General features: G+C 63.5%; 15 protein-coding genes. 4 read left to right on the forward strand and 11 right to left on the reverse strand.

Annotation, left to right across the window (positions count from 1 at the left end; translation table 11 throughout):
* The first annotated feature begins 261 nt into the window (after positions 1 to 261).
* On the forward strand, positions 262 to 1131 hold the full coding sequence (locus DNK06_RS18960; RefSeq protein WP_131181556.1) for a MurR/RpiR family transcriptional regulator: 870 nt from the start codon (positions 262 to 264) through the stop codon (positions 1129 to 1131).
* Between the two features lie 204 nt (positions 1132 to 1335).
* Here DNK06_RS18960 and DNK06_RS18965 read toward each other — a convergent pair whose 3' ends face one another.
* The 10 genes from DNK06_RS18965 to edd form a co-directional block, all read right to left on the reverse strand.
* Positions 1336 to 2535, reverse strand: coding sequence for a maltoporin (locus DNK06_RS18965; protein ID WP_423228071.1), 1200 nt, complete (start codon positions 2533 to 2535; stop codon positions 1336 to 1338).
* 77 nt (positions 2536 to 2612) lie between these two features.
* Entirely contained in the window at positions 2613 to 3806 is a 1194-nt protein-coding gene (locus tag DNK06_RS18970; RefSeq protein ID WP_242674722.1) for an ABC transporter ATP-binding protein, read from the reverse strand.
* Between the two features lie 30 nt (positions 3807 to 3836).
* Positions 3837 to 4667 carry a carbohydrate ABC transporter permease gene (locus DNK06_RS18975; protein WP_131181558.1) on the reverse strand — a complete coding sequence of 277 codons (831 nt, stop codon included), beginning with the start codon at positions 4665 to 4667 and terminating at the stop codon, positions 3837 to 3839.
* A complete protein-coding gene (locus tag DNK06_RS18980) occupies positions 4660 to 5568 on the reverse strand; it encodes a carbohydrate ABC transporter permease (RefSeq protein ID WP_131181559.1) in 909 nt (302 codons plus the stop codon). The genes DNK06_RS18975 and DNK06_RS18980 overlap by 8 nt, the downstream gene beginning before the upstream one ends.
* Positions 5569 to 5688: 120 nt before the next feature.
* Positions 5689 to 6957 carry an ABC transporter substrate-binding protein gene (locus DNK06_RS18985; RefSeq protein ID WP_131181560.1) on the reverse strand — a complete coding sequence of 423 codons (1269 nt, stop codon included), beginning with the start codon at positions 6955 to 6957 and terminating at the stop codon, positions 5689 to 5691.
* Between the two features lie 114 nt (positions 6958 to 7071).
* The gene (locus DNK06_RS18990) at positions 7072 to 8304 is read right to left on the reverse strand and encodes a D-mannose isomerase (RefSeq protein WP_131181561.1); all 1233 of its coding nucleotides are present in this window, start codon (positions 8302 to 8304) and stop codon (positions 7072 to 7074) included.
* Between the two features lie 152 nt (positions 8305 to 8456).
* Positions 8457 to 9914, reverse strand: coding sequence for an ATP-binding protein (locus tag DNK06_RS18995; protein ID WP_131181562.1), 1458 nt, complete (start codon positions 9912 to 9914; stop codon positions 8457 to 8459).
* The gene (locus DNK06_RS19000) at positions 9904 to 10638 is read right to left on the reverse strand and encodes a response regulator (protein WP_131181563.1); all 735 of its coding nucleotides are present in this window, start codon (positions 10636 to 10638) and stop codon (positions 9904 to 9906) included. Before DNK06_RS19000 ends, DNK06_RS18995 begins: the two co-directional genes overlap by 11 nt.
* A gap of 54 nt (positions 10639 to 10692) precedes the next feature.
* Positions 10693 to 11658 carry a glucokinase gene (locus DNK06_RS19005; RefSeq protein ID WP_131181564.1) on the reverse strand — a complete coding sequence of 322 codons (966 nt, stop codon included), beginning with the start codon at positions 11656 to 11658 and terminating at the stop codon, positions 10693 to 10695.
* A complete protein-coding gene (edd, locus tag DNK06_RS19010) occupies positions 11655 to 13484 on the reverse strand; it encodes a phosphogluconate dehydratase (protein WP_131181565.1) in 1830 nt (609 codons plus the stop codon). The genes DNK06_RS19005 and edd overlap by 4 nt, the downstream gene beginning before the upstream one ends.
* 131 nt (positions 13485 to 13615) lie before the next feature.
* Between edd and gap the strand changes: the two genes are divergently transcribed.
* A complete protein-coding gene (gene gap / locus DNK06_RS19015) occupies positions 13616 to 14617 on the forward strand; it encodes a type I glyceraldehyde-3-phosphate dehydrogenase (RefSeq protein WP_131181566.1) in 1002 nt (333 codons plus the stop codon).
* 199 nt (positions 14618 to 14816) lie between these two features.
* The gene (folE, locus tag DNK06_RS19020; RefSeq protein ID WP_131181567.1) at positions 14817 to 15380 is read left to right on the forward strand and encodes a GTP cyclohydrolase I FolE; all 564 of its coding nucleotides are present in this window, start codon (positions 14817 to 14819) and stop codon (positions 15378 to 15380) included.
* 249 nt (positions 15381 to 15629) lie between these two features.
* Here the strand turns inward: folE and DNK06_RS19025 are convergent, their stop codons facing one another.
* The gene (locus DNK06_RS19025) at positions 15630 to 17396 is read right to left on the reverse strand and encodes an ABC transporter transmembrane domain-containing protein (RefSeq protein WP_131181568.1); all 1767 of its coding nucleotides are present in this window, start codon (positions 17394 to 17396) and stop codon (positions 15630 to 15632) included.
* Positions 17397 to 17557: 161 nt separating this feature from the next.
* On the opposite strand from DNK06_RS19025, the gene DNK06_RS19030 reads away from it, so the two are divergent.
* Complete coding sequence (locus tag DNK06_RS19030; protein ID WP_131181569.1) at positions 17558 to 19279, forward strand: FAD-dependent oxidoreductase; 1722 nt, start codon at positions 17558 to 17560, stop codon at positions 19277 to 19279.
* Positions 19280 to 19300: the final 21 nt, after the last annotated feature.

Consider the following 19300-nt stretch of genomic DNA (forward strand, 5'->3'; position numbering starts at 1 on the left):
TTTTGCCGCGAGGCAAGGCACGAGCCGCGAAGTTTAGCTGGCTAAATGAGCCGGCGAGAAACGCAGCGTCGCGGCAAAACGGGCCCGGCCCTTCGGGTTGCGCGCAAAATCCCGCCATGCGTTGTTGGAGGACTTGAAAAGGGAATGCCATTCCCTGCGTCCTCCGCCTAGCCTGGCGGGATTTTGCGCAGCAACGCGGCTTGTGCTGAAACGGCAACAGACCCTAGGATTAACCCGGCATTTCATCGGACAAGGACAATAATGGATCGCGTGCGCAATCTTCTCGAGCAGATCCAGGGCCGCCTCGACAGCCTGAACAAGGCCGAACGCAAGGTCGCCGAAGTGATACTGCACAATCCGCAGCAGGCCACCCGCCTGAGTATCGCCGCCCTCGCCCAGGCTGCGCAGGTCAGCGAACCGACGGTGAATCGTTTCTGCCGTTCCTTCGGCGTCAACGGCTATCCCGAGCTGAAAATGCAGCTGGCACAGAGCCTGGCCAGCGGCGCGGCGTATGTCAGCCGTGCGGTGGAAGCGGATGATGGCCCCGAAGCCTATACCCGCAAGATCTTCGGCAGTGCCATCGCCTCGCTGGACAGCGCCTGCCAGAGCCTCGATCCGCAACTGATCAGCCGCGCCGTCGATCTGCTGATCCAGGCACGGCAGATCCACTTCTTCGGCCTCGGCGCTTCGGCGCCGGTGGCGCTGGATGCCCAGCACAAGTTCTTCCGCTTCAACCTCGCGGTGTCCGCCCACGCCGACGTGCTGATGCAGCGCATGCTGGCCTCGGTGGCCCACACCGGCGACCTGTTCGTGATCATTTCCTACACCGGACGCACTCGCGAACTGGTCGAAGTGGCGCGCCTGGCACGGGAAAACGGTGCTTCGGTACTCGGCCTGACCGCCGCCGGCTCGCCCCTGGCGCAGACCAGCACCCTGAGCCTGGACATCCCACTGCCCGAGGACACCGACATCTACATGCCGATGACCTCGCGGATCATCCAGCTCACCGTGCTCGACGTGCTCGCCACGGGCATGACCCTGCGCCGCGGAGTGGATTTCCAACCCCATCTGCGCAAGATCAAGGAAAGCCTCAACGCCAGCCGCTATCCGGCCAGCGAAGAGCCAATCTAAACAGCCGCAAGCTGCAAGCGGATCGTAGGGTGGGTTAGGCGCCTGCTGCCGAACATGACGACAGCACAATTTCACGGTGCGCCGTAACCCACCAGGCATCACCGAATACCGCCTGATGGGTTACGCGGCGCGCCACTACCGCAGTTACCAACAATTCCCGCAATGGCGCCACTAACCCACCCTACGAAACGGCACGCCTGACCATCATTTCCACCAATACTCCACCTGCACGCCGAAATTGGAACCATTGCGCGAGCTGCCGAAGGCGCCGGTGTCGGACAGTGCAGAACCTTCTGCAAGCAGGTTCGCCGCTTCCTGCGCGGCGCGGTTCCAGCTGGCGTAGGTGTAGTACAGACGGATTTCCGGGCGCTCCCAGAAACCAGGGCCGGCTGGCGACCAAGTCGGGGCGACGGTGAACTTGGTCAGTTTGCGCGTACCGCCGGTGGCGTCCACCTGATCATGGCCGATCTCGCCAACCAGCTTGAACTGCTGCGTGAAGGCGTAGCTGGTACGCCCGCCCACCGACCACCAGTCCTGATCCGCACCGTCATCACGCTTGTCCTTCTGGTAAACAGCCTGAACCTGCCCACCTAGGCGCGGCGTCACCTGGAAGTCGAAGAACTCGACGACACGCCAGCTCTTGGCGCTGCCATCAAGGGTCGGATCGCCGGTGTAGCCCAGGCCGGTTCCTGGCCCCTCGCCATATTGCAGCGCAAGCTTGTTGTCACCACCGAGCCCGAGGAAGTTCTTCTGCACATGCTGACCCGTCACCGCCCAGCCGCTGTGCGCATCATCGCTGTCGGGCTTGTCGATGTAGCTGACGCCAACCTCGATCTCACCGCCCGGATTGGGCGTGAAGCCACCGACGTTGAAGTCATGGCGGTTGATGTACTGCTTCTGGTCGTAGCTGTCCTTGCGAGAGAACACGTAGCTGTACTTGTAATCGCCGATCTTCATCTCGTCGATACCGAAACCGGTAGCGCTCTGGTTCCAGTAGTAGAAGTCGGAGATATGGATGTCGTTTCGTTTGTAGAAACGTCGCCCGGCCCACAGCGAGCCGCCGTTGAGCGCCGGCATGTTGCTCCATTCGGCGTACATCTGGTTCATCCGGGCGGTACCGTGATCGCCAGTGAATTTCGGCGTGTGGCCATACTCGTTGAAGAGCTGCGCCATGCCCTCGATGCTCAGCACCGAACCATCGTCGAGCGTGAACAGATCCTGGCGCAGATCCAGCTCGGCGTACTGCTCGCACTCGTTACCCAGACGATACTTGGACTGCGCCCCCGGCAGTTGGAAGCATGACTGTCGGCCGTTGCCGTCGGCACTGCCGACACCGCTGCGCACATAGCCGCTGAACTCCAGCGCCATTCCCGTGGCCGGTAACGTCAGGGAACCCAACGCCATGGCCAGACCGATACCCGTTGATCGTTTCATACCCTCTCCTGCTGTTTTTATTGTTGTTACCGCTTTGCATGCCGGCATCAGGACAACCGAGGCCAGGACGGCGCTCGCGAGACCGACTCCTTTTCAATGATTCTTGAGCTGAGTGACATTGCTCTGTGGGGGACATGGGCTTCGGGACGCACGCGCTCGCCACTGTCGGCATCGAACAGCAGTACCCGCGATGCATCGATATGCAGCTCGACGCTCTGCCCGACCTCTGGTGCCTGATCCGGCGCCAGGCGGCAGCACAGCTTGCTGTCATTGACGCTGACGAAGACCAGGGTGTCCGGGCCGGTGGGTTCGGTGACCTCGACCACGGCCGGCAGTGAAGCCTCCTGGCCGGATGCGCTGGCCGGCTGAATCTGTTCGGGACGGATACCGAGCAGCAACGTGCGTTGCTCGGCGCCTTCGGGCAAGTAGCCGAGCGGCAGTTCGCAGCGGCCGCCCGACGAGGTCAGGCTGGCCCATACCTGGCCAGCACGCCGCTGCAATTGCACGGGCACGAAATTCATCGGCGGCGAGCCGATGAAGCTGGCCACGAACAGGTTGGACGGGTCGTTGTAGATCTGTTGCGGCGTGCCGAATTGCTGGATCACGCCCTCCTTCATCACCGCCACCTTGTCGCCGAGGGTCATGGCCTCGATCTGGTCGTGGGTGACGTACACCGTGGTGGTCTTCAGGCGCTGATGCATCAGCTTGATTTCGGTGCGCATCTCCACCCGCAACTTGGCGTCGAGGTTGGAAAGAGGCTCGTCGAACAGGTAGATCTTCGGCCGCCGCGCCAGCGCCCGGCCCATGGCCACGCGCTGCTGCTGGCCACCGGAAAGCTGACCGGGCTTGCGCCCCAGCAAGTGCTCGATCTGCAGCAGCTTGGCCACCCGTGCCACTTCTTCGTCTATGGCAGCCGGTGCCATCTTGCGCATCTTCAAACCGAAGGCGATGTTGTCGCGCACGCTCATGGTCGGGTACAGCGCGTAGGACTGGAACACCATGGCGATGTCACGATCCTTGGGGCTCATGCCGCTGATGTCGGCGTCGTCGACCAGGATCGCGCCGTTGCTGATGCTCTCCAGCCCGGCGATGCAGTTCATCAGGGTGGATTTGCCGCAGCCCGAGGGGCCGACCAGGATCAGGAATTCCCCGGCATCGATCTTCAGGTCGATGCTCTTGAGGGTGTCCGTCAGGCCACTGCCGTAGGACTTGTTGACGTTGCGCAGTTCAAGCGTTGCCATTTACTTCTCTCCACGTTGAAAGCGCAGCTTTCAACCCTTGACCGCACCGGCCGTGAGGCCGCGCAGGAAATACTTGCCCGCCACGATGTACACCAGCAGGGTCGGCAGCCCGGCGATCATCGCCGCGGCCATGTCCACGTTGTATTCCTTGGCCCCGGTGCTGGTGTTCACCAGGTTGTTGAGGGCCACGGTGATCGGCTGCGCGTCGCCACTGGCGAACACCACACCGAACAGAAAATCGTTCCAGATCTGGGTGAACTGCCAGATCAGGCAGACCATGATGATCGGCAGCGACATGGGCAGCAGGATGCGCCCGAAGATGGTGAAGAAGCCGGCACCGTCTAGGCGCGCCGCCTTGACCAGGGCATCCGGCACGCTGACGTAGAAGTTGCGGAAGAACAGCGTGGTGAAGGCGATGCCATAGACCACGTGGATCAGCACCAGGCCCGTGGTGGTATTCGCCAGGCCGAACTTGCCGAGGGTGAACGAGGCTGGCAGCAACACCGTCTGGAACGGCAGGAAGCAGCCGAACAGCAACAAGCCGAAGAACAGCTGCGAGCCACGGAAGCGCCACATCGACAGCACGTAGCCATTCAGGGCGCCGACCGCCGTGGAAATCAGCACGGCCGGCACGGCGATCTTCACCGAGTTCCAGAAGTAGCCACCGACCACATCCCAGGCCTTGACCCAGCCGATCAGGGTGAACGCTTCGGGCCAGGACAGCAGGTTACCGGCACGCACATCCTCGGGGGTCTTGAAGCTGGTCAGCAGCATCACGATCAGCGGCACCAGGTACAGCGCCGCGGCGAACAGCAGGGTGGCGTAGATCGCCACACGGCTTGGGCTGAAGGCTCTAGTCATGGCGTTTACCCCGCAGTTCCGAGTAGAGATAGGGCACCAGAATCGCCAGGATCGCGCCGAGCATCATCATCGCGCTGGCCGAGCCGATGCCCATCTGGCCGCGGCTGAAGGTGAAGTTGTACATGAACATCGCCGGCAGATCGGAGGCGTAGCCGGGACCGCCCGCAGTCATCGCCGCCACCAGGTCGAAGCTCTTGATGGCGATATGGGCGAGGATCATCACCGCGCTGAAGAACACCGGCCGCAGACTCGGCAGCACGATGCGCAGGTAGATGGTCGGCAGGCTGGCGCCGTCCACCTGGGCCGCCCGGATGATCGATTGATCGACGCTGCGCAGCCCCGCCAGGAACAGCGCCATGACGAAGCCCGAGGCCTGCCACACGGCAGCGATCACCAGGCAGTAGACGACCCGATCCTGATCCACCAGCCAGTCCAGGCGAAAGCCTTCCCAGCCCCAGTCGCGCAGCATCTTGTCCAGCCCGAGGCCGGGGTTGAGCAGCCACTTCCAGGCGGTACCGGTGACGATCATCGACAGCGCCATGGGATACAGATAGATGGTGCGGATGAAACCTTCACGACGAATGCGCTGATCCAGCAACACCGCGAGCAACACGCCGATGACCAGGCTGATGCCGATGAACATGCCGCCGAACACCATCAGGTTCTTGCTCGCCACCCACCAGCGGTCGTTGTCCATCAGCCGCACGTACTGCTGCAGACCAACCCACTTGTAGCTGGGCATGAAGCTGGAGTTGGTGAACGACAGCACCAGCGTCCAGAGGATGTAGCCGTAGAAGCCGACCAGCACCACCAGCATGCTCGGCGCCAACACCAGCTTGGGTAGCCAGCGCTGCAGCGCGTCGAAGGGTGAAGCCTTGCCGATTACCGTCGTGACACTCATCGGGCATTACCAGTGTGAAGATGAAATTCGGGTCGAACGCCGCCTACGACAGCGCTGAACGCCTGTCGCAGGTGGGCTTGGGAAAGATGCGCGGGCCGTCGATGGCGGCCCGCATCACGCCTATTGAGCGGACTTGATCGCGGCGTAGATCTGCGCGCCGGCCTTGCTCGGGTCGGCGTTCTTCTCGCTCATGAAGTTGGTCACCACATCGAAGATCGCACCCTGCACCGCCAGGTTGGTGGCCATGCTGTGGGCCATGCTCGGCTCCAGCTTGCCGTTCTCGTCGGCTTCCTGGAAATCCTTCATGGAGGCCTGGGCGCAGCTGTCGAACTTGCTCATGTCCAGATCGGAACGTACCGGAATCGAGCCCTTGTTCTCGTTGAAAACGTACTGGAACTCGGGCTCCAGCGCGATACGCGCCAGTGCGTGCTGGGCGGCGACGTCACCTTCGTTCTTGAGCTTGAACATGGCCATGGAGTCGATGTTGTAGGTGTAGCTGCCGGCAGTACCGGGCATCGGTACGCACTGGTAGTCCTTGCCCGCGACCTTGCCGGCGGCCGTCCACTCGCTCTTGGCCCAGTCGCCCATGATCTGCATACCGGCCTTGCCATCGATGACCTCGGCCGTGGCCAGGTTCCAGTCACGACCAGCGCGGTTGTCGTCCATATAGGTGGAAAGCTTTTTCAGGGCGGTGAACACTTCGGTCATCTGCGCACTGGTGAGGGTCGCCTCGTCGTTCTCGACGAACGCCTTGTGATAGCCATCGGCCCCCATGATGCCGAGCACCAGCCCTTCGAATACGGTGCTGTCCTGCCACGGCTGGCCACCATGGGCCAGAGGCACGAAACCAGCGGCCTTGAGTTTGTCGCCAGCGGCATAGAGCTCGTCGAGGGTGGTTGGAGGCTTCTCGATACCGGCCTTCTTGAATACTTCGGGGTTGATCCACAGCCAGTTGACGCGGTGGATGTTCACCGGCACGGCCACGTAATGACCGTCGTATTGCATGGTGTTGGAGACGGTCTTGGAGAGCAGCCCGTCCCAGTTGTTGGCCTTGGCGACATCATCCAGCGGGCTGAGCAGATCCAGCGCACCCCACTCCTGCAGATCCGGCCCCTTGATCTGCGCGGCGCCGGGCGGATTGCCGGAAACCACACGGGTCTTCAGCACGGTCATCGCGGCAGAGCCTGCGCCACCGGCCACGGCGCTGTCCTTCCAGGTGAAGCCGTCCTTCTCGACCAGCTCACGCAGAACCTTCACGGCCGCAGCCTCGCCGCCGGACGTCCACCAGTGCACGACTTCGACCGTACCTTTGGAGTCGGCTGCCAGGGCAGTGAGTGGGAACAACGAGGCGAGAGAAACGGCAGTAGCGAGACGGGTGATCGCGTTCATCGGAGTACCTTTCTTGTTGTTATCGGGCAAGTCGTGGTGCTTGCGTTGCAGGGAGTTTAATCAGGCTTTGCTGGCAGCCAGGTAACGAAGGGATGCGCAAATGTCACCGCCCCGTTACATGGCCGCCAATGCCGTGGCCAGGCTCGGTGCCAGCGCCAGGCGCGGCAGTAGAACCGCCTGGTAAGCGTGATAGAGATCGGGCTTTCCGGGCCAGATGCTGGCAGCCGGGTGGTTGTCGTTGTCGAGTTCGTGATGCCAGCTGCCGCCCTGCAGGTCGATGAAATAACTGGATGTGAATTCCCAGAACCGTCGATACCACTGCTCGTAGATGGCCTCGCCGGTGCGCCGCAGCAGCGCGGCGGCGGCCGCACTGGCTTCGGCCTGCACCCAGTGCAGCCGCGCCCGCACCACCGGCCGCCCCAACCAGTCGAGGTTGTAGACCAGTCCCGGCTCACCATCGGCATGCCAGGCGTCCCGACAGGCACTGGCGAACAGCCCGCGGGCATCCTCCAGCAGCCAGTCGGGCACGATGAGCCCGGCCTGCGCCAGCGCTGCCTCGAGATGCAGCAGCAAGCGCGCCCACTCGAAGCTGTGACCTGGCGTGCTGCCATAGGGCCGAAATGGATCGGCGCGGTTATCGGCGTTGTATTCCGGTAAGGCCTGCCACTGCCGATCGAAATGCTCGACCACCACATAACCACGGGAGGCGGCATGCTCGTGGATCAGACGCTCGACGATACGCAGCGCACGCTGCAGCCAGAGGGTATCTCCGCTGACGTCGGCCAGAGCGAGAAAGGCTTCGGTGGCGTGCATGTTGCTGTTGGCACCGCGGTAGGCTTCTTCCTGCGTCCAGTCGCTACTGAAACTCTCACGCAGCGCCCCCTCCTCCTCGCTCCAGAAATGTCTCTCGAGGATGGTGATCGCCTCATCCAGCAGCACCTCGGCTCCAGGCCTGGCGGCGGCTTGCGCGGAGCTGGCGGCCAGGGCCACGAAGGCATGCAGGTAGGCCGATTTGTCACCGCTACGGCTAGCATCGGCGAACCAGCCGCCCGCCACCTCGTCGCGCAACGCACCTTGCAGCGCGGCGACGCCGTGATCGACCAGGTGGGCATAGCCGGGAACACCCTGGATATGGGCCAGGGCGAAACAGTGGGTCATGCGGGTGGTGTGGATCAACTCGGCAATGGCGCCTGACGGCAGTCGGCCATGGGAATCGAGGGCGGCGAAGCCCTGCTCGACAGCCGAGGCCCTGGCGAACGGCAGGAGCCGCAAACCTTCGGTGTTCAGCCAGGCCCGGTGAGCCGGTTTCATCAACCAGCTGTCGGAGGGCAATGCAGGTGTTTTCATTGTTGTTATTCCGTAATGCGTGAACCGTAGGGTGGGTGACGCTTCATCCACCCACCAACCCACTCCCTCAGGGCTCCATGACAAGAGTCTAATGGCGACTCCGCATCATTCGAGTAACGAAGGCTGGCGGCTTTGTCACCATCCGGTGACATTCACTCAGGCGAACGTGGCAGTTGCAGCGTTACCCGCAACCCACCCTCGCGCAGGTTCTGCAGACTCACCTCGCCGCCATGGCTATGGGCGATATTGCGGGCGATGCCCAGCCCCAGGCCGTAGCCCTGCTGCTGCCCGGCCAGGCGGAAGTGCGGCTCGAACACCTGTTCCAGGCGCTGCTCGGGAACGCCCGGCCCTTCATCGTCGACGTGCAGCACATAAGCACCGTCGTCATCTTCAACGTACAGATGAGCGTTGTGGCCGTACTTGAGGGCGTTATCGATCAAGTTGCCAATGCAGCGCCGCAGCGCCAGGGGCTTGCCCGGGTAGGCGATGCTGGCCTCGCCATGCAAGGTCACCCGGCCATTGCCGCCGGGCGCCAGGTAGGGCTCGACCAGGCAATGCAGCAACTGGTTGAGATCCACAGGCTCGATATTTTCGTGGATGTCGGTGTCTTTCACGCACTGCAGAGCGCCCTTGACCAGCAGTTCCAGCTCATCCAGATCCCGGCCGAACTTGGTCTGCAGCCCCTCGTCGTCGAGCAGTTCCACGCGCAGACGCAGGCGCGTGATCGGCGTGCGCAGGTCGTGGGAAATGGCGCTGAACAGTTGGGCACGCTCGGTCAGGTAACGGCTGATGCGCTCACGCATGGCATTGAAGGCGCGCCCTACTTCGACCACTTCACGCCCGCCGCCTTCGACCACCGGCTCGACGTCGGCACCCAGCGACATATGCCGCGCCGCCCGCGCCAGACGCTTGAGCGGACGGCTCTGCCAATGCACCAGAATGCCGATGAACAACAGCAGGAAACCACTGCTGAGCAGGATGAACCACAGCTGCTGGGTCGGCAGCACCGGTTCCTCCAGGCTGGTATAGGGTTCGGGCAACAGCGAGGCGATATACAGCCACTCGCCGGGCGCCAGCTGGATCTGCGTGACCAGCACCGGTGGATTGACCGGCTCCAGGGTCAGCGCGTAATGCGCCCAGGAGCGCGGCAATTCGTCGAGCTTCAGGCCGCCATTGAAGATACGCAGGTCGTCCGGGCTGACGAAGGTCACGGAAATGTCCGCGCTATTGCCCAGGGACTCGCGCAACACCTCGCTCACCGCCTGGGTCACCGCCTGCTTGCGCGGCGTGACCGGCAGCAGATGCATCGACAAGGGCCGGTCATTGAGGCTGACGACGAAACGCGTGCCGCCCATGCTGCGCAGCTGGTCGAGCACCAGGGGGCGGTAGGCCACCGGCAGCGAGCGAAAATAACGCACGCTGGCCGACATCGAATGGGCCAGGCTGCGCGCCGTGGTCACCAGCCCCTCGAGTTGCGTCGCTCGCAGCTGGGACAGCCAGATGGCGCTGGACAGCGCCTGGGCGACCAGCACCGAGAGCAGTGTCAGCAACAACATGCGCCCCAGCAACGAACGCGGAATCGGCAGCAGCCGACGCCAGTCAGCGCGCATTGCCAGCCTGGGCGGTAACGGCGGCGGCCAGTTGGTAACCGCTACCGCGCACGGTACGGATCAGGCGTGGTGGTTTGTCGGTATCGCGCAGGCGTTGACGCAGGCGGCTCACGGCCATGTCGACGATCCGCTCCAGCGGCATCACCTCGCGTCCGCGGGTGGCATTGCCGATGGTGTCGCGGTCGAGGATCTGCTGCGGATGATCGAGAAACAGCTTGAGCAGCGCGAAGTCGGCACCGGATAGCAGCACCTCCTCGCCGTCGAGATGGAACAACCGATGGCTGACCATATCCAGGCGCCACTCATCGAAGGTCAGCACGTCTGCAGCGCGCTCCTGGGAAAAGTGCACACGGCGCAGCAAAGCCTTGATGCGCGCCAGCAATTCGCGAGGGCTGAAGGGTTTGCCGAGGTAATCGTCAGCGCCCAGCTCCAGACCGATCACCCGATCGGTCTCGTCGGAACTGGCGGTGAGCATGATGATCGGCACCTGGGCGAAACGCTGGTGCTCGCGCGTCCATCGGCACAGGCTGAAGCCGTCTTCGTCGGGCAGCATCACATCGAGAATCACCAGATCCGCACCGCCTTCGCACAACGCCTGGCGAAAGCCGGCGCCATCGGCCACGGTGCGCACCTGCAGGCCGGCACGACCGAGGTAGGTTTGCAGCAGCTCACGAATATCCTGGTCGTCGTCGACCAGCAGGATGGATTTTCCAGTTGGGCTCACATCGATAATCCTTGTTTTTGTTATCAGCGATGCTTGGACAAGCGAATCGAGTCTCTAACTCCGTAACAGATGCTGTTGTGCTGCAACCCCCGCGCCCATCAGACCAGGATACTCGGCAGTCACCAGCCACACCGGCAAATCATCGAAATAGTCGCTCATGCAGCCCTTGTCCCGCAGGCTGCGGGAGAAGCCGCTGGCCAGGAAGAAATCGGCAAAACGCGGCACCATGCCTCCGGCGATATACACACCGCCACGGGCACCCAGGGTCAGCACGTTGTTCCCGGCGACGCGACCGAGCAGGCAGCAGAAAAGCTCCAGCACGTTGACCGCCAGCGGCTCGCCCTCCAGCGCGGCGCGAGTCACCTGTGCCGCGCTCTGCAGCGCTGCGGGTTGACCGTCTACCGCGCAAGTCGCGCGGTACAGCGCCAGCAGCCCATTGCCACTCAGCGCGCCAGCCTCGGCGCTGACGTGCCCGAGCTGGCGATGCAGGGCCTGCCAGATCTGTGCCTCGCGGGCACTGCCAACCGGCAGATCGACATGCCCGCCCTCGCCCGGCAGCGCGTGCCAGCTGCCATCCGGCAATGCCAGCAGCGTGCCGACACCCAGGCCGGTGCCAGCGCCAATCACCACGGCCGGTCGCTGCGGCTGCGCCACGCCTGGGCAGACGGTGATGTATTCATCATTCTGCAGACGGGTCATGCCCAGGGCCATGGCCGAAAAATCGTTGATCAGCAGCAGCTCGCGCACCTGCAACTCGGCGCAGAACGCCGCGCGACTGATGCGCCATGGGTTGTTGGTGAAACGAAACGGGTCGACCTCCACCGGGCCAGCGCAGGCCAGGCAGATGGTCTCTACCTCGCCAGGCACCAGGCCTTCGGTAGACATGTAGGCCTGGATGGCCTGTTCGACCGTCGCATGATCGGCGGTGGCCGACACGCGCACCGACTCCAGGCGCTCATCGCGCCACAAGGCGAAGCGCGCGTTGGTGCCGCCGATGTCGCCGACCAGCGCCAAACTCATCGCAGCGACTCCAGCTCGGCAGTGAAAGCACTGGCGCCCTGCTCCGCCGGGCTGAAGGCGGCACGCATGAAGGCGAACAACTCGCGGCCACAACCGATGCCGGTGCCTTGCGGGCGCGATGCGGAGTCGCGGGCAGCCCACTCGATCTCGTCGACCAGGATCTGCAAGCGTCCTTCCACGCCATCGACGCGAATCACATCGCCATCGCGTACCCGAGCCAGCGGCCCGCCATCCCAGGCTTCCGGGCTGACATGAATCGCCGCCGGCACCTTGCCCGACGCGCCGGACATACGTCCATCGGTAACCAGCGCCACCTTGAAGCCACGATCCTGCAGCACGCCCAAGTACGGCGTGAGCTTGTGCAGCTCGGGCATACCGTTGGCCTTGGGTCCCTGGAAGCGCACCACGGCGACGAAATCCCGCTCCAGTTCGCCCGCCTTGAAGGCATCGGCCAGATCAGCCTGAGTTTCGAATACCCGAGCTGGCGCTTCGACGATCTGGTGCTCTGGCGCCACTGCCGAGACCTTGGCGACGCCGTTGCCGAGGTTGCCCTGCAGCACACGCAGCCCGCCTTCCGGCGAGAAGGCTTCCGGCACACTACGCAGGATATTGCGATCCAGGCTCTGCTCCGGGCCCTGGCGCCAGACCAGACCGTTGTCGCCGAGGAACGGCTCCTGGGTATAACGCGACAGACCTTGGCCGGCCACGGTGTAGACGTCCTCGTGCAGCAGGCCGGCATCGAGCAGCGTGCGCACCATGAAGGGCACACCGCCGCAGGCATGGAAGTGGTTCACATCGGCCTGGCCGTTGGGGTAGACCTTGGCCAGCGTCGGGGTCACGGCGGAGAGATCGGCCATGTCCTGCCAGGTCAACTGAATGCCTGCGGCGCGGGCGAAGGCCGGAATATGCAGCGTGTGGTTGGTCGAGCCGCCCGTCGCGTTGAGCGCCACCACCGAGTTGACGATGGCCTTCTCGTCGATGATCCGGCACAGCGGTGTGTACTCGCCGCCCTGACGGGTCAGACGCACCACCTGATGCGCCGCTTCGGCGGTCAGCGCGTCACGCAGCGGCGTGTACGGGTTGACGAACGATGAGCCCGGCAGGTGCAGACCCATGATTTCCATCACCACCTGATTGGTGTTGGCGGTGCCGTAAAAGGTGCAGGTGCCGGGGCTGTGGTAGGACTTCATCTCCGACTCCAGCAACTGCTCGCGGGTCGCCTTGCCTTCGGCGTAGAGCTGGCGAACTTCGGCCTTTTCCTTGTTGGGAATGCCCGACGGCATCGGCCCGCCCGGCACGAAGATCATCGGCAGATGACCGAAGCGCAGGGCGCCGATCATCAGCCCCGGAACGATCTTGTCGCAGATGCCCAGCAGCATCGCCGCATCGAACATGTTGTGCGACAGCGCCACGGCGGTGGACATCGCGATCACTTCGCGGCTGGCAAGGCTCAGCTCCATACCCGGTTCGCCCTGGGTGACGCCGTCGCACATCGCCGGCACGCCGCCAGCGACCTGGCCGACCGAGCCCACAGCGCGCAGCGCCTGCTTGATCAGTTCGGGATAGTGTTCGTAGGGCTGGTGGGCGGAAAGCATGTCGTTGTAGGCAGTGACGATGCCGACGTTGGCCTCGTTCATCAGCCGCAACCGCTGCTTGTCTTCGCTGGAACCACAGCCGGCAACGCCGTGGGCGAAGTTGGCGCATTGCAGCCCACCACGGTGTGGGCCTTCACTATCGGCGGCGGCCATTTGCGCCAGGTAGCGTTCGCGAGTCGCGCGGCTGCGGGCGATCAGGCGGTCGGTTACCTCGAGAATGCGGGGATGCATGGTGTCCACTCCAGGCTAACAGGTAGCAATTCGAATTGTATTTTTATCAAAATACTGACAGCTAAAACGCTTGATTTCTACTTCCATGAGAATAATCTTGTTTTTAAAACAACATATAAGGATCAGCGCTCATGACATTGCGAATTGCCATCAATGGTTTCGGTCGCATCGGCCGTAACGTCCTCCGTGCACTCTATACCCAGAGCTACCGCGAAAACCTGCAAGTCGTCGCGATCAACGACCTGGGTGACAGTGCAATCAATGCGCACCTTCTCAAATACGACAGCGTACACGGCATTTTCGATGCGTCCGTCGAGGTCGACGGGCAGAACCTGATCATCAATGGCGATCGCATTGCCGTCAGCGCCATCCGCAACCCGGCCGATCTGCCCTGGAAGGATCTCGACGTCGACGTGGTGTTCGAGTGCACAGGCCTGTTCACCGACCGTGACAAGGCCGCCGCACACCTGACTGCCGGCGCGCGCAAGGTGATCATCTCCGCACCCGCCAAAGGCGCTGACGCCACGGTGGTCTACGGCGTCAATCACGACAGCCTGCGCGCCAGCCACCAGATCATCTCCAACGCCTCCTGCACCACCAACTGCCTGGCGCCGGTCGCTCAGGTGCTGCAGCGTGAGCTGGGCATCGAGAGCGGGCTGATGACCACCATCCACGCCTACACCAACGACCAGAACCTCTCCGACGTCTATCACAGCGACCCCTTCCGCGCGCGCTCGGCCACGCAATCGATGATTCCCACCAAGACCGGCGCCGCCGAAGCGGTCGGCCTGGTACTGCCGGAACTGGCTGGGCGTCTGACCGGCATGGCGGTACGGGTGCCGGTGATCAACGTGTCGCTGGTGGATCTGACGGTGCAGGTGCAACGCGATACCAGCGTCGAGGAAGTCAATGCCCTGCTGCGCACTGCCAGCCAGCAATCGACCGTACTGGGCTACAACGAACTGCCGCTGGTGTCCTGCGACTTCAACCACAACCCGCTGTCGTCGATCTTCGACGCCAACCACACCAAGGTGAACGGCCGGCTGGTCAAGGTACTGGCCTGGTACGACAACGAGTGGGGCTTCTCCAACCGCATGCTCGACACCTGCCTGGCTGCCTACGCGGCCGAATAAGGCAGCGGCCACCAGTGCGGCGATGCGTCAAGCGCGATCGGGGAGCCGATTACGCTCGGTAAATCGCCGTGAGCGGATTACAATTGCTGCCCGCTTGAACCTCAATGCCGGCCAAAGACGCTCGATCGCGCCGGTCGGCGTCGCCAGCCGGGTCGGCAGGCAGCAGGTACATTGACATCCGAACATCACTGGAAGCCGCATGGACTCTAGCCGCAACACACTCGAACAGCACTACACCGCCATCCTCGGCCAGCTCGGCGAAGACGTTTCCCGCGAAGGCCTGCTCGACACGCCCAAGCGCGCAGCCAAGGCCATGCAGTATCTGTGTAATGGCTATGAAAAGACCCTGGAAGAAGTCACCAACGGTGCGCTGTTCAGCTCCGACGCCAGCGAGATGGTGCTGGTCAAGAACATCGAGCTGTATTCCCTGTGCGAGCATCACCTGCTGCCCTTCATCGGCAAGGCCCATGTCGCCTATATCCCCAACGGCAAGGTACTGGGGCTGTCCAAGGTAGCGCGCATCGTCGACATGTATGCCCGCCGCCTGCAGATTCAGGAAAGTCTGAGCCGGCAGATCGCCGAAGCCGTTCAGCAGGTCACCGGCGCACTCGGCGTGGCGGTGGTCATCGAAGCGAAGCACATGTGCATGATGATGCGCGGCGTGGAGAAGCAGAACTCCTCCATGGTCACTTCGGTGATGCTCGGCGAATTCCGCGAAAATGCCGCGACCCGCAGCGAGTTCCTCAGCTTGGTCAATAACTGAGACCCGACGCTCGGGGTGGCCAACCACGATCATGCAGGAGCCCGTTTGCGGGCGATGCGAGGGTGGCCGTTCTGCGAAATTGCGGCATGGCGGCCAATCGCCGGCAAGCCGGCTCCTACGGGATCGTAGTGGATCCTCCGCACCATGCAGGAGCTGCGGGGGCGCCTAGCCTTGCGGGCGATGCGATGGCAGGCACTCAACCGAGCTCTCGGCATGTCCACCATCGGCCGTCACGACAGCTCCCCGCCTCTACGTCTTCTCCACGAACTGCAGTTCGGCCAACCGCGCATACAGTGGATTGCCGGCGACCAATTCGGCGTGTTTGCCCAATGCGACCAGCCGCCCCTGATCGAAGACGGCGATACGATCGGCGCTTTTCACCGTGGCCAGACGGTGGGCGATCACCAGGGTGGTACGGCCGCGCATCAGTTCCGGCAGTGCCTGCTGGATCAGGTGCTCGCTCTCGGCATCCAGGGCACTGGTGGCCTCGTCGAGCAACAGGATCGGCGCATCCACCAGCAGGGCACGGGCAATCGCCAGGCGCTGACGTTGACCGCCGGACAAGCCCAGCCCGGCATCGCCCAGATGAGTCTGATAGCCCTGCGGCAGTCTCTCGATGAATTCATGGGCATGCGCCGCACGAGCCGCGGCTTCCACTTCGGCGCTGCTGGCGTCCAGGCGCCCGTAGCGGATGTTGTCTTCCACGCTGCCGAAGAACAACGCCGGGTGCTGGGAAACCAGAGCGAAGCTCTCGCGCAGGATCTGGGGGGCGAGGCGCTCGATCGGCAGCCCGTCGATCATGATGCGCCCCTGCTGAGGATCGTAGAAACGCAGCAGCAGATCGAACAGGGTCGACTTGCCCGCCCCGGATGGCCCGACGATGGCCAGGGTTTCGCCGGGGACGACAGTCAGATCGATGCCCTCCAGCGCGAGACTTTGCGGACGTGTCGGGTAAGCGAAGGATAGACCCTGTACCTCGATGCGGCCCTGCACCGGCTGCGTGGGAATCAGCGCACCCTCGAGCGGGGCATGAATCTCGTTGCGCGCGCGCAGCAATTCGGTGATGCGCTCGGCGGCGCCGGCCGCACGCTGCAACTCGCCGATAACTTCGCTGAGGGTGCCGAACGAGGAGCCGACGATCAGGCTGTAGAACACGAACGCGGCCAGCTCGCCACCGCTGATGCGCCCGGCGATCACGTCCATGCCACCGACCCAGAGCATCACACCCACGGCGCCCAGTACCAGAACGATGACCACGGTAATCAGCCAGGCGCGCTGGGCGACGCGCTTGCGCGCCGTGTCGAACGCCGCTTCGGCGGACAGGGCGAAACGGCGGCGGTCTTCGGCCTGGTGGTTATAGGCCTGTACCGTCTTGATCTGCCCCAACACCTCGCTGACGTAGCTGCCCACGTCGGCGATGCGATCCTGGCTGAGTCGCGACAGTTCACGTACCCGTCGGCCAAACAGCAGGATCGGCGCCACCACCAGCGGCAACGCCGCCAGCACGATAGCGCTCAGCTTGGGGTTGGTGACCACCAGCAGAATCATGCCGCCGACCAGCATGATCAGGTTGCGCAGCGCCATCGACAGGGACGAACCGATCACCGACTGCAACAAGGTGGTATCGGCGGTCAGCCGCGACTGGATCTCCGAGCTGCGGTTGTGCGCATAGAACCCGGGGTGCAGGCCGACCAGGTGATCGAACACGCGCTTGCGGATGTCCGCCACCACCCGTTCGCCAAGCCAGGACACCAGATAGAAGCGCGTGTAGGTACCCACCGCCAGGGCGAGCACCAGCACGAAGAACAGCAGGATCGAATGGCGCAGCGCTTCAGGCGACTGGGTGGCCAGGCCCTGATCCACCAGCAGTTTGATGCCCTGCCCCATGGACAGGGTGATCGCTGCGGTAAACAGCAACGCCAGCAGCGCGCCGACCACACGGCCACGATAAGGGGCGATAAACGCCCACGACATGCGCAAGGCCGCGCGCTGGCGGGAAGACAAAAACAAGGTCATGGTGGGCTCGAAGGCTGATGACAGAAGGGCTCTAGCACATCAGATGGGGCCGCGAGCGGTAAACATCAAGCGCAGGAGCCTATGTTGGCGGCAGCGTATCGTTCAAATTAATATATGGAACACGATTCCAAAAACAATCATAACCCCGTCAGGAACCCAAGATGCCCGCCACAGCTTCCACCCCGCTCCCTCAAGAATGCGACCTGCTGGTGGTCGGCTCCGGCGCTGCCGGGTTGGCTGCAGCGGTGACCGCCGCCTGGCACGGCCAGAAGGTCGTGCTGGTGGAAAAGGACGCCGTATTCGGTGGCGCCACCGCCTGGTCGGGTGGCTGGGCCTGGGTACCGCGCAATCCGTTGGCGCGTCGCGCCGGCATTGAAGAAGATATCGAGCAGCCGCGCACCTACCTGCGCCACGAACTCGGCGAGCACTACGATAGCGCTCGCGTCGACGCTTTTCTCGAGGCCTGTCCGCATATGGTGGCGTTCTTCGAACGGCACACCGCTCTGCAGTTCGCCGACGGCAACGCCATTCCCGATATGCACGGCGATACGCCCGGTGCCGCCACGGGCGGCCATCAGGTGATTGCCGCGCCCTATGATGCCCACGAGGTACTGGATCTGTTACCTCGCCTGCGCAAGACCATGCGGGAAACCTCTTTCATGGGCATGCCGATCATGGCGGGCGCCGATCTGGCGGCGTTTCTCAGTATGACCCGCTCGCCGAAATCGCTGTGGCACGTGATCCGCCGCTTCAGCACTCACCTCTATCACCTGGCCCGCTATGGCCGCGCCATGCACCTGGTCAACGGCGTCGCACTGGTGGCGCGGCTGGCACGTACGGCTGCCGATCTCGGTGTCGAACTGATCGAGTCCACTCCGGTTGTTCGCCTGCATCAGCAGGATGGCCGGGTGAACGGCGCCACGCTGCTCCGCCAGGATGGCGAGCATTTCATCAGCGCCCGCGCAGTGATCCTCGCGGCCGGTGGTTTCCCGAACGACCCACTGCGACGCCAGCAGCTGTTTCCCCGCGATGCCAGCGGCCAGGACAACCTGGCGCTGCCGCCAGCATCCTGCTCCGGCGATGGACTGCGTCTGGGCGAAGCGCTGGGTGCCCAGGTCGACACCGCGCTGAAGTCACCCGTCGCCTGGGCACCCGTTTCCAAGGTACCCCATGCGGACGGCAGCGTCGGCCACTTCCCGCATATCATCGAGCGCGGCAAGCCAGGCATCATCGGTGTGCTGGCCAACGGCAAACGTTTCGTCAACGAGGCCCATGGTTACTACGACTACGTATCGGCAATGGTCGAGCAGGTGCCGGAAGACCAGGCAGTGTGCTCCTGGCTGATCTGCGATCACCGTTTCCAGCGCCGCTACGGCCTGGGCTTCGCCCGCCCCGCTCCCGTGCCGCTCTGGCCGGCGTTGCGCAACGGCTACCTGCAACGCGCCGCCACTGTGGAACAACTTGCACTGCAGTGCGGTATCGATCCGGTTGCGCTCGCGACCACGGTAGCTACATTCAATCAGCACGCGCGGGCTGGCGAGGATCCCGAGTTCGGCCGCGGCAGCACCGCCTTCAACCGCAAACAGGGCGATCCGTTGCATCCGGGGCCGAATCCCTGTGTCGCGCCAATCGAACAGGGGCCCTTCTATGCAGTCAAAGTACAACCTGGCTGCTTCGGCACTTTCGCCGGTTTGAAGACCGATGCGGCGGCCCGCGTACTCGACGCCGAAGGTCAGCCGATCACCGGCCTGTATGCCGCTGGTGCGGACATGGCCAGCGTGTTCGGCGGTCATTACCCGTCGGGCGGCATCAACCTGGGCCCCGCCCTCACCTTCGGCTACGTCGCCGCGCGCCATGCCGCCGGCATCAGCGCCTACGAATAGCCATCCGTTGTCATCAGGAGG

Source organism: Phytopseudomonas daroniae (assembly GCF_004327285.1).
Lineage (GTDB): Bacteria > Pseudomonadota > Gammaproteobacteria > Pseudomonadales > Pseudomonadaceae > Aquipseudomonas > Aquipseudomonas daroniae.

Excerpts from the sequence above, each read along its gene's own strand:
- DNK06_RS19005 (WP_131181564.1), bottom strand. The coding sequence starts at position 11,658 with ATGAGTTTGGCGCTGGTCGGCGACATCGGCGGCACCAACGCGCGCTTC.
- DNK06_RS18960 (WP_131181556.1), top strand. The coding sequence starts at position 262 with ATGGATCGCGTGCGCAATCTTCTCGAGCAGATCCAGGGCCGCCTCGAC.
- DNK06_RS19025 (WP_131181568.1), bottom strand. The coding sequence starts at position 17,396 with ATGACCTTGTTTTTGTCTTCCCGCCAGCGCGCGGCCTTGCGCATGTCG.
- DNK06_RS18985 (WP_131181560.1), bottom strand. The coding sequence starts at position 6,957 with ATGAACGCGATCACCCGTCTCGCTACTGCCGTTTCTCTCGCCTCGTTG.
- DNK06_RS18980 (WP_131181559.1), bottom strand. The coding sequence starts at position 5,568 with ATGAGTGTCACGACGGTAATCGGCAAGGCTTCACCCTTCGACGCGCTG.
- DNK06_RS18995 (WP_131181562.1), bottom strand. The coding sequence starts at position 9,914 with ATGCGCGCTGACTGGCGTCGGCTGCTGCCGATTCCGCGTTCGTTGCTG.
- DNK06_RS19030 (WP_131181569.1), top strand. The coding sequence starts at position 17,558 with ATGCCCGCCACAGCTTCCACCCCGCTCCCTCAAGAATGCGACCTGCTG.
- DNK06_RS18990 (WP_131181561.1), bottom strand. The coding sequence starts at position 8,304 with ATGAAAACACCTGCATTGCCCTCCGACAGCTGGTTGATGAAACCGGCT.
- gap (WP_131181566.1), top strand. The coding sequence starts at position 13,616 with ATGACATTGCGAATTGCCATCAATGGTTTCGGTCGCATCGGCCGTAAC.
- DNK06_RS18975 (WP_131181558.1), bottom strand. The coding sequence starts at position 4,667 with ATGACTAGAGCCTTCAGCCCAAGCCGTGTGGCGATCTACGCCACCCTG.
- DNK06_RS18965 (WP_423228071.1), bottom strand. The coding sequence starts at position 2,535 with ATGGCGTTGGGTTCCCTGACGTTACCGGCCACGGGAATGGCGCTGGAG.
- DNK06_RS18970 (WP_242674722.1), bottom strand. The coding sequence starts at position 3,806 with ATGGCAACGCTTGAACTGCGCAACGTCAACAAGTCCTACGGCAGTGGC.
- folE (WP_131181567.1), top strand. The coding sequence starts at position 14,817 with ATGGACTCTAGCCGCAACACACTCGAACAGCACTACACCGCCATCCTC.
- edd (WP_131181565.1), bottom strand. The coding sequence starts at position 13,484 with ATGCATCCCCGCATTCTCGAGGTAACCGACCGCCTGATCGCCCGCAGC.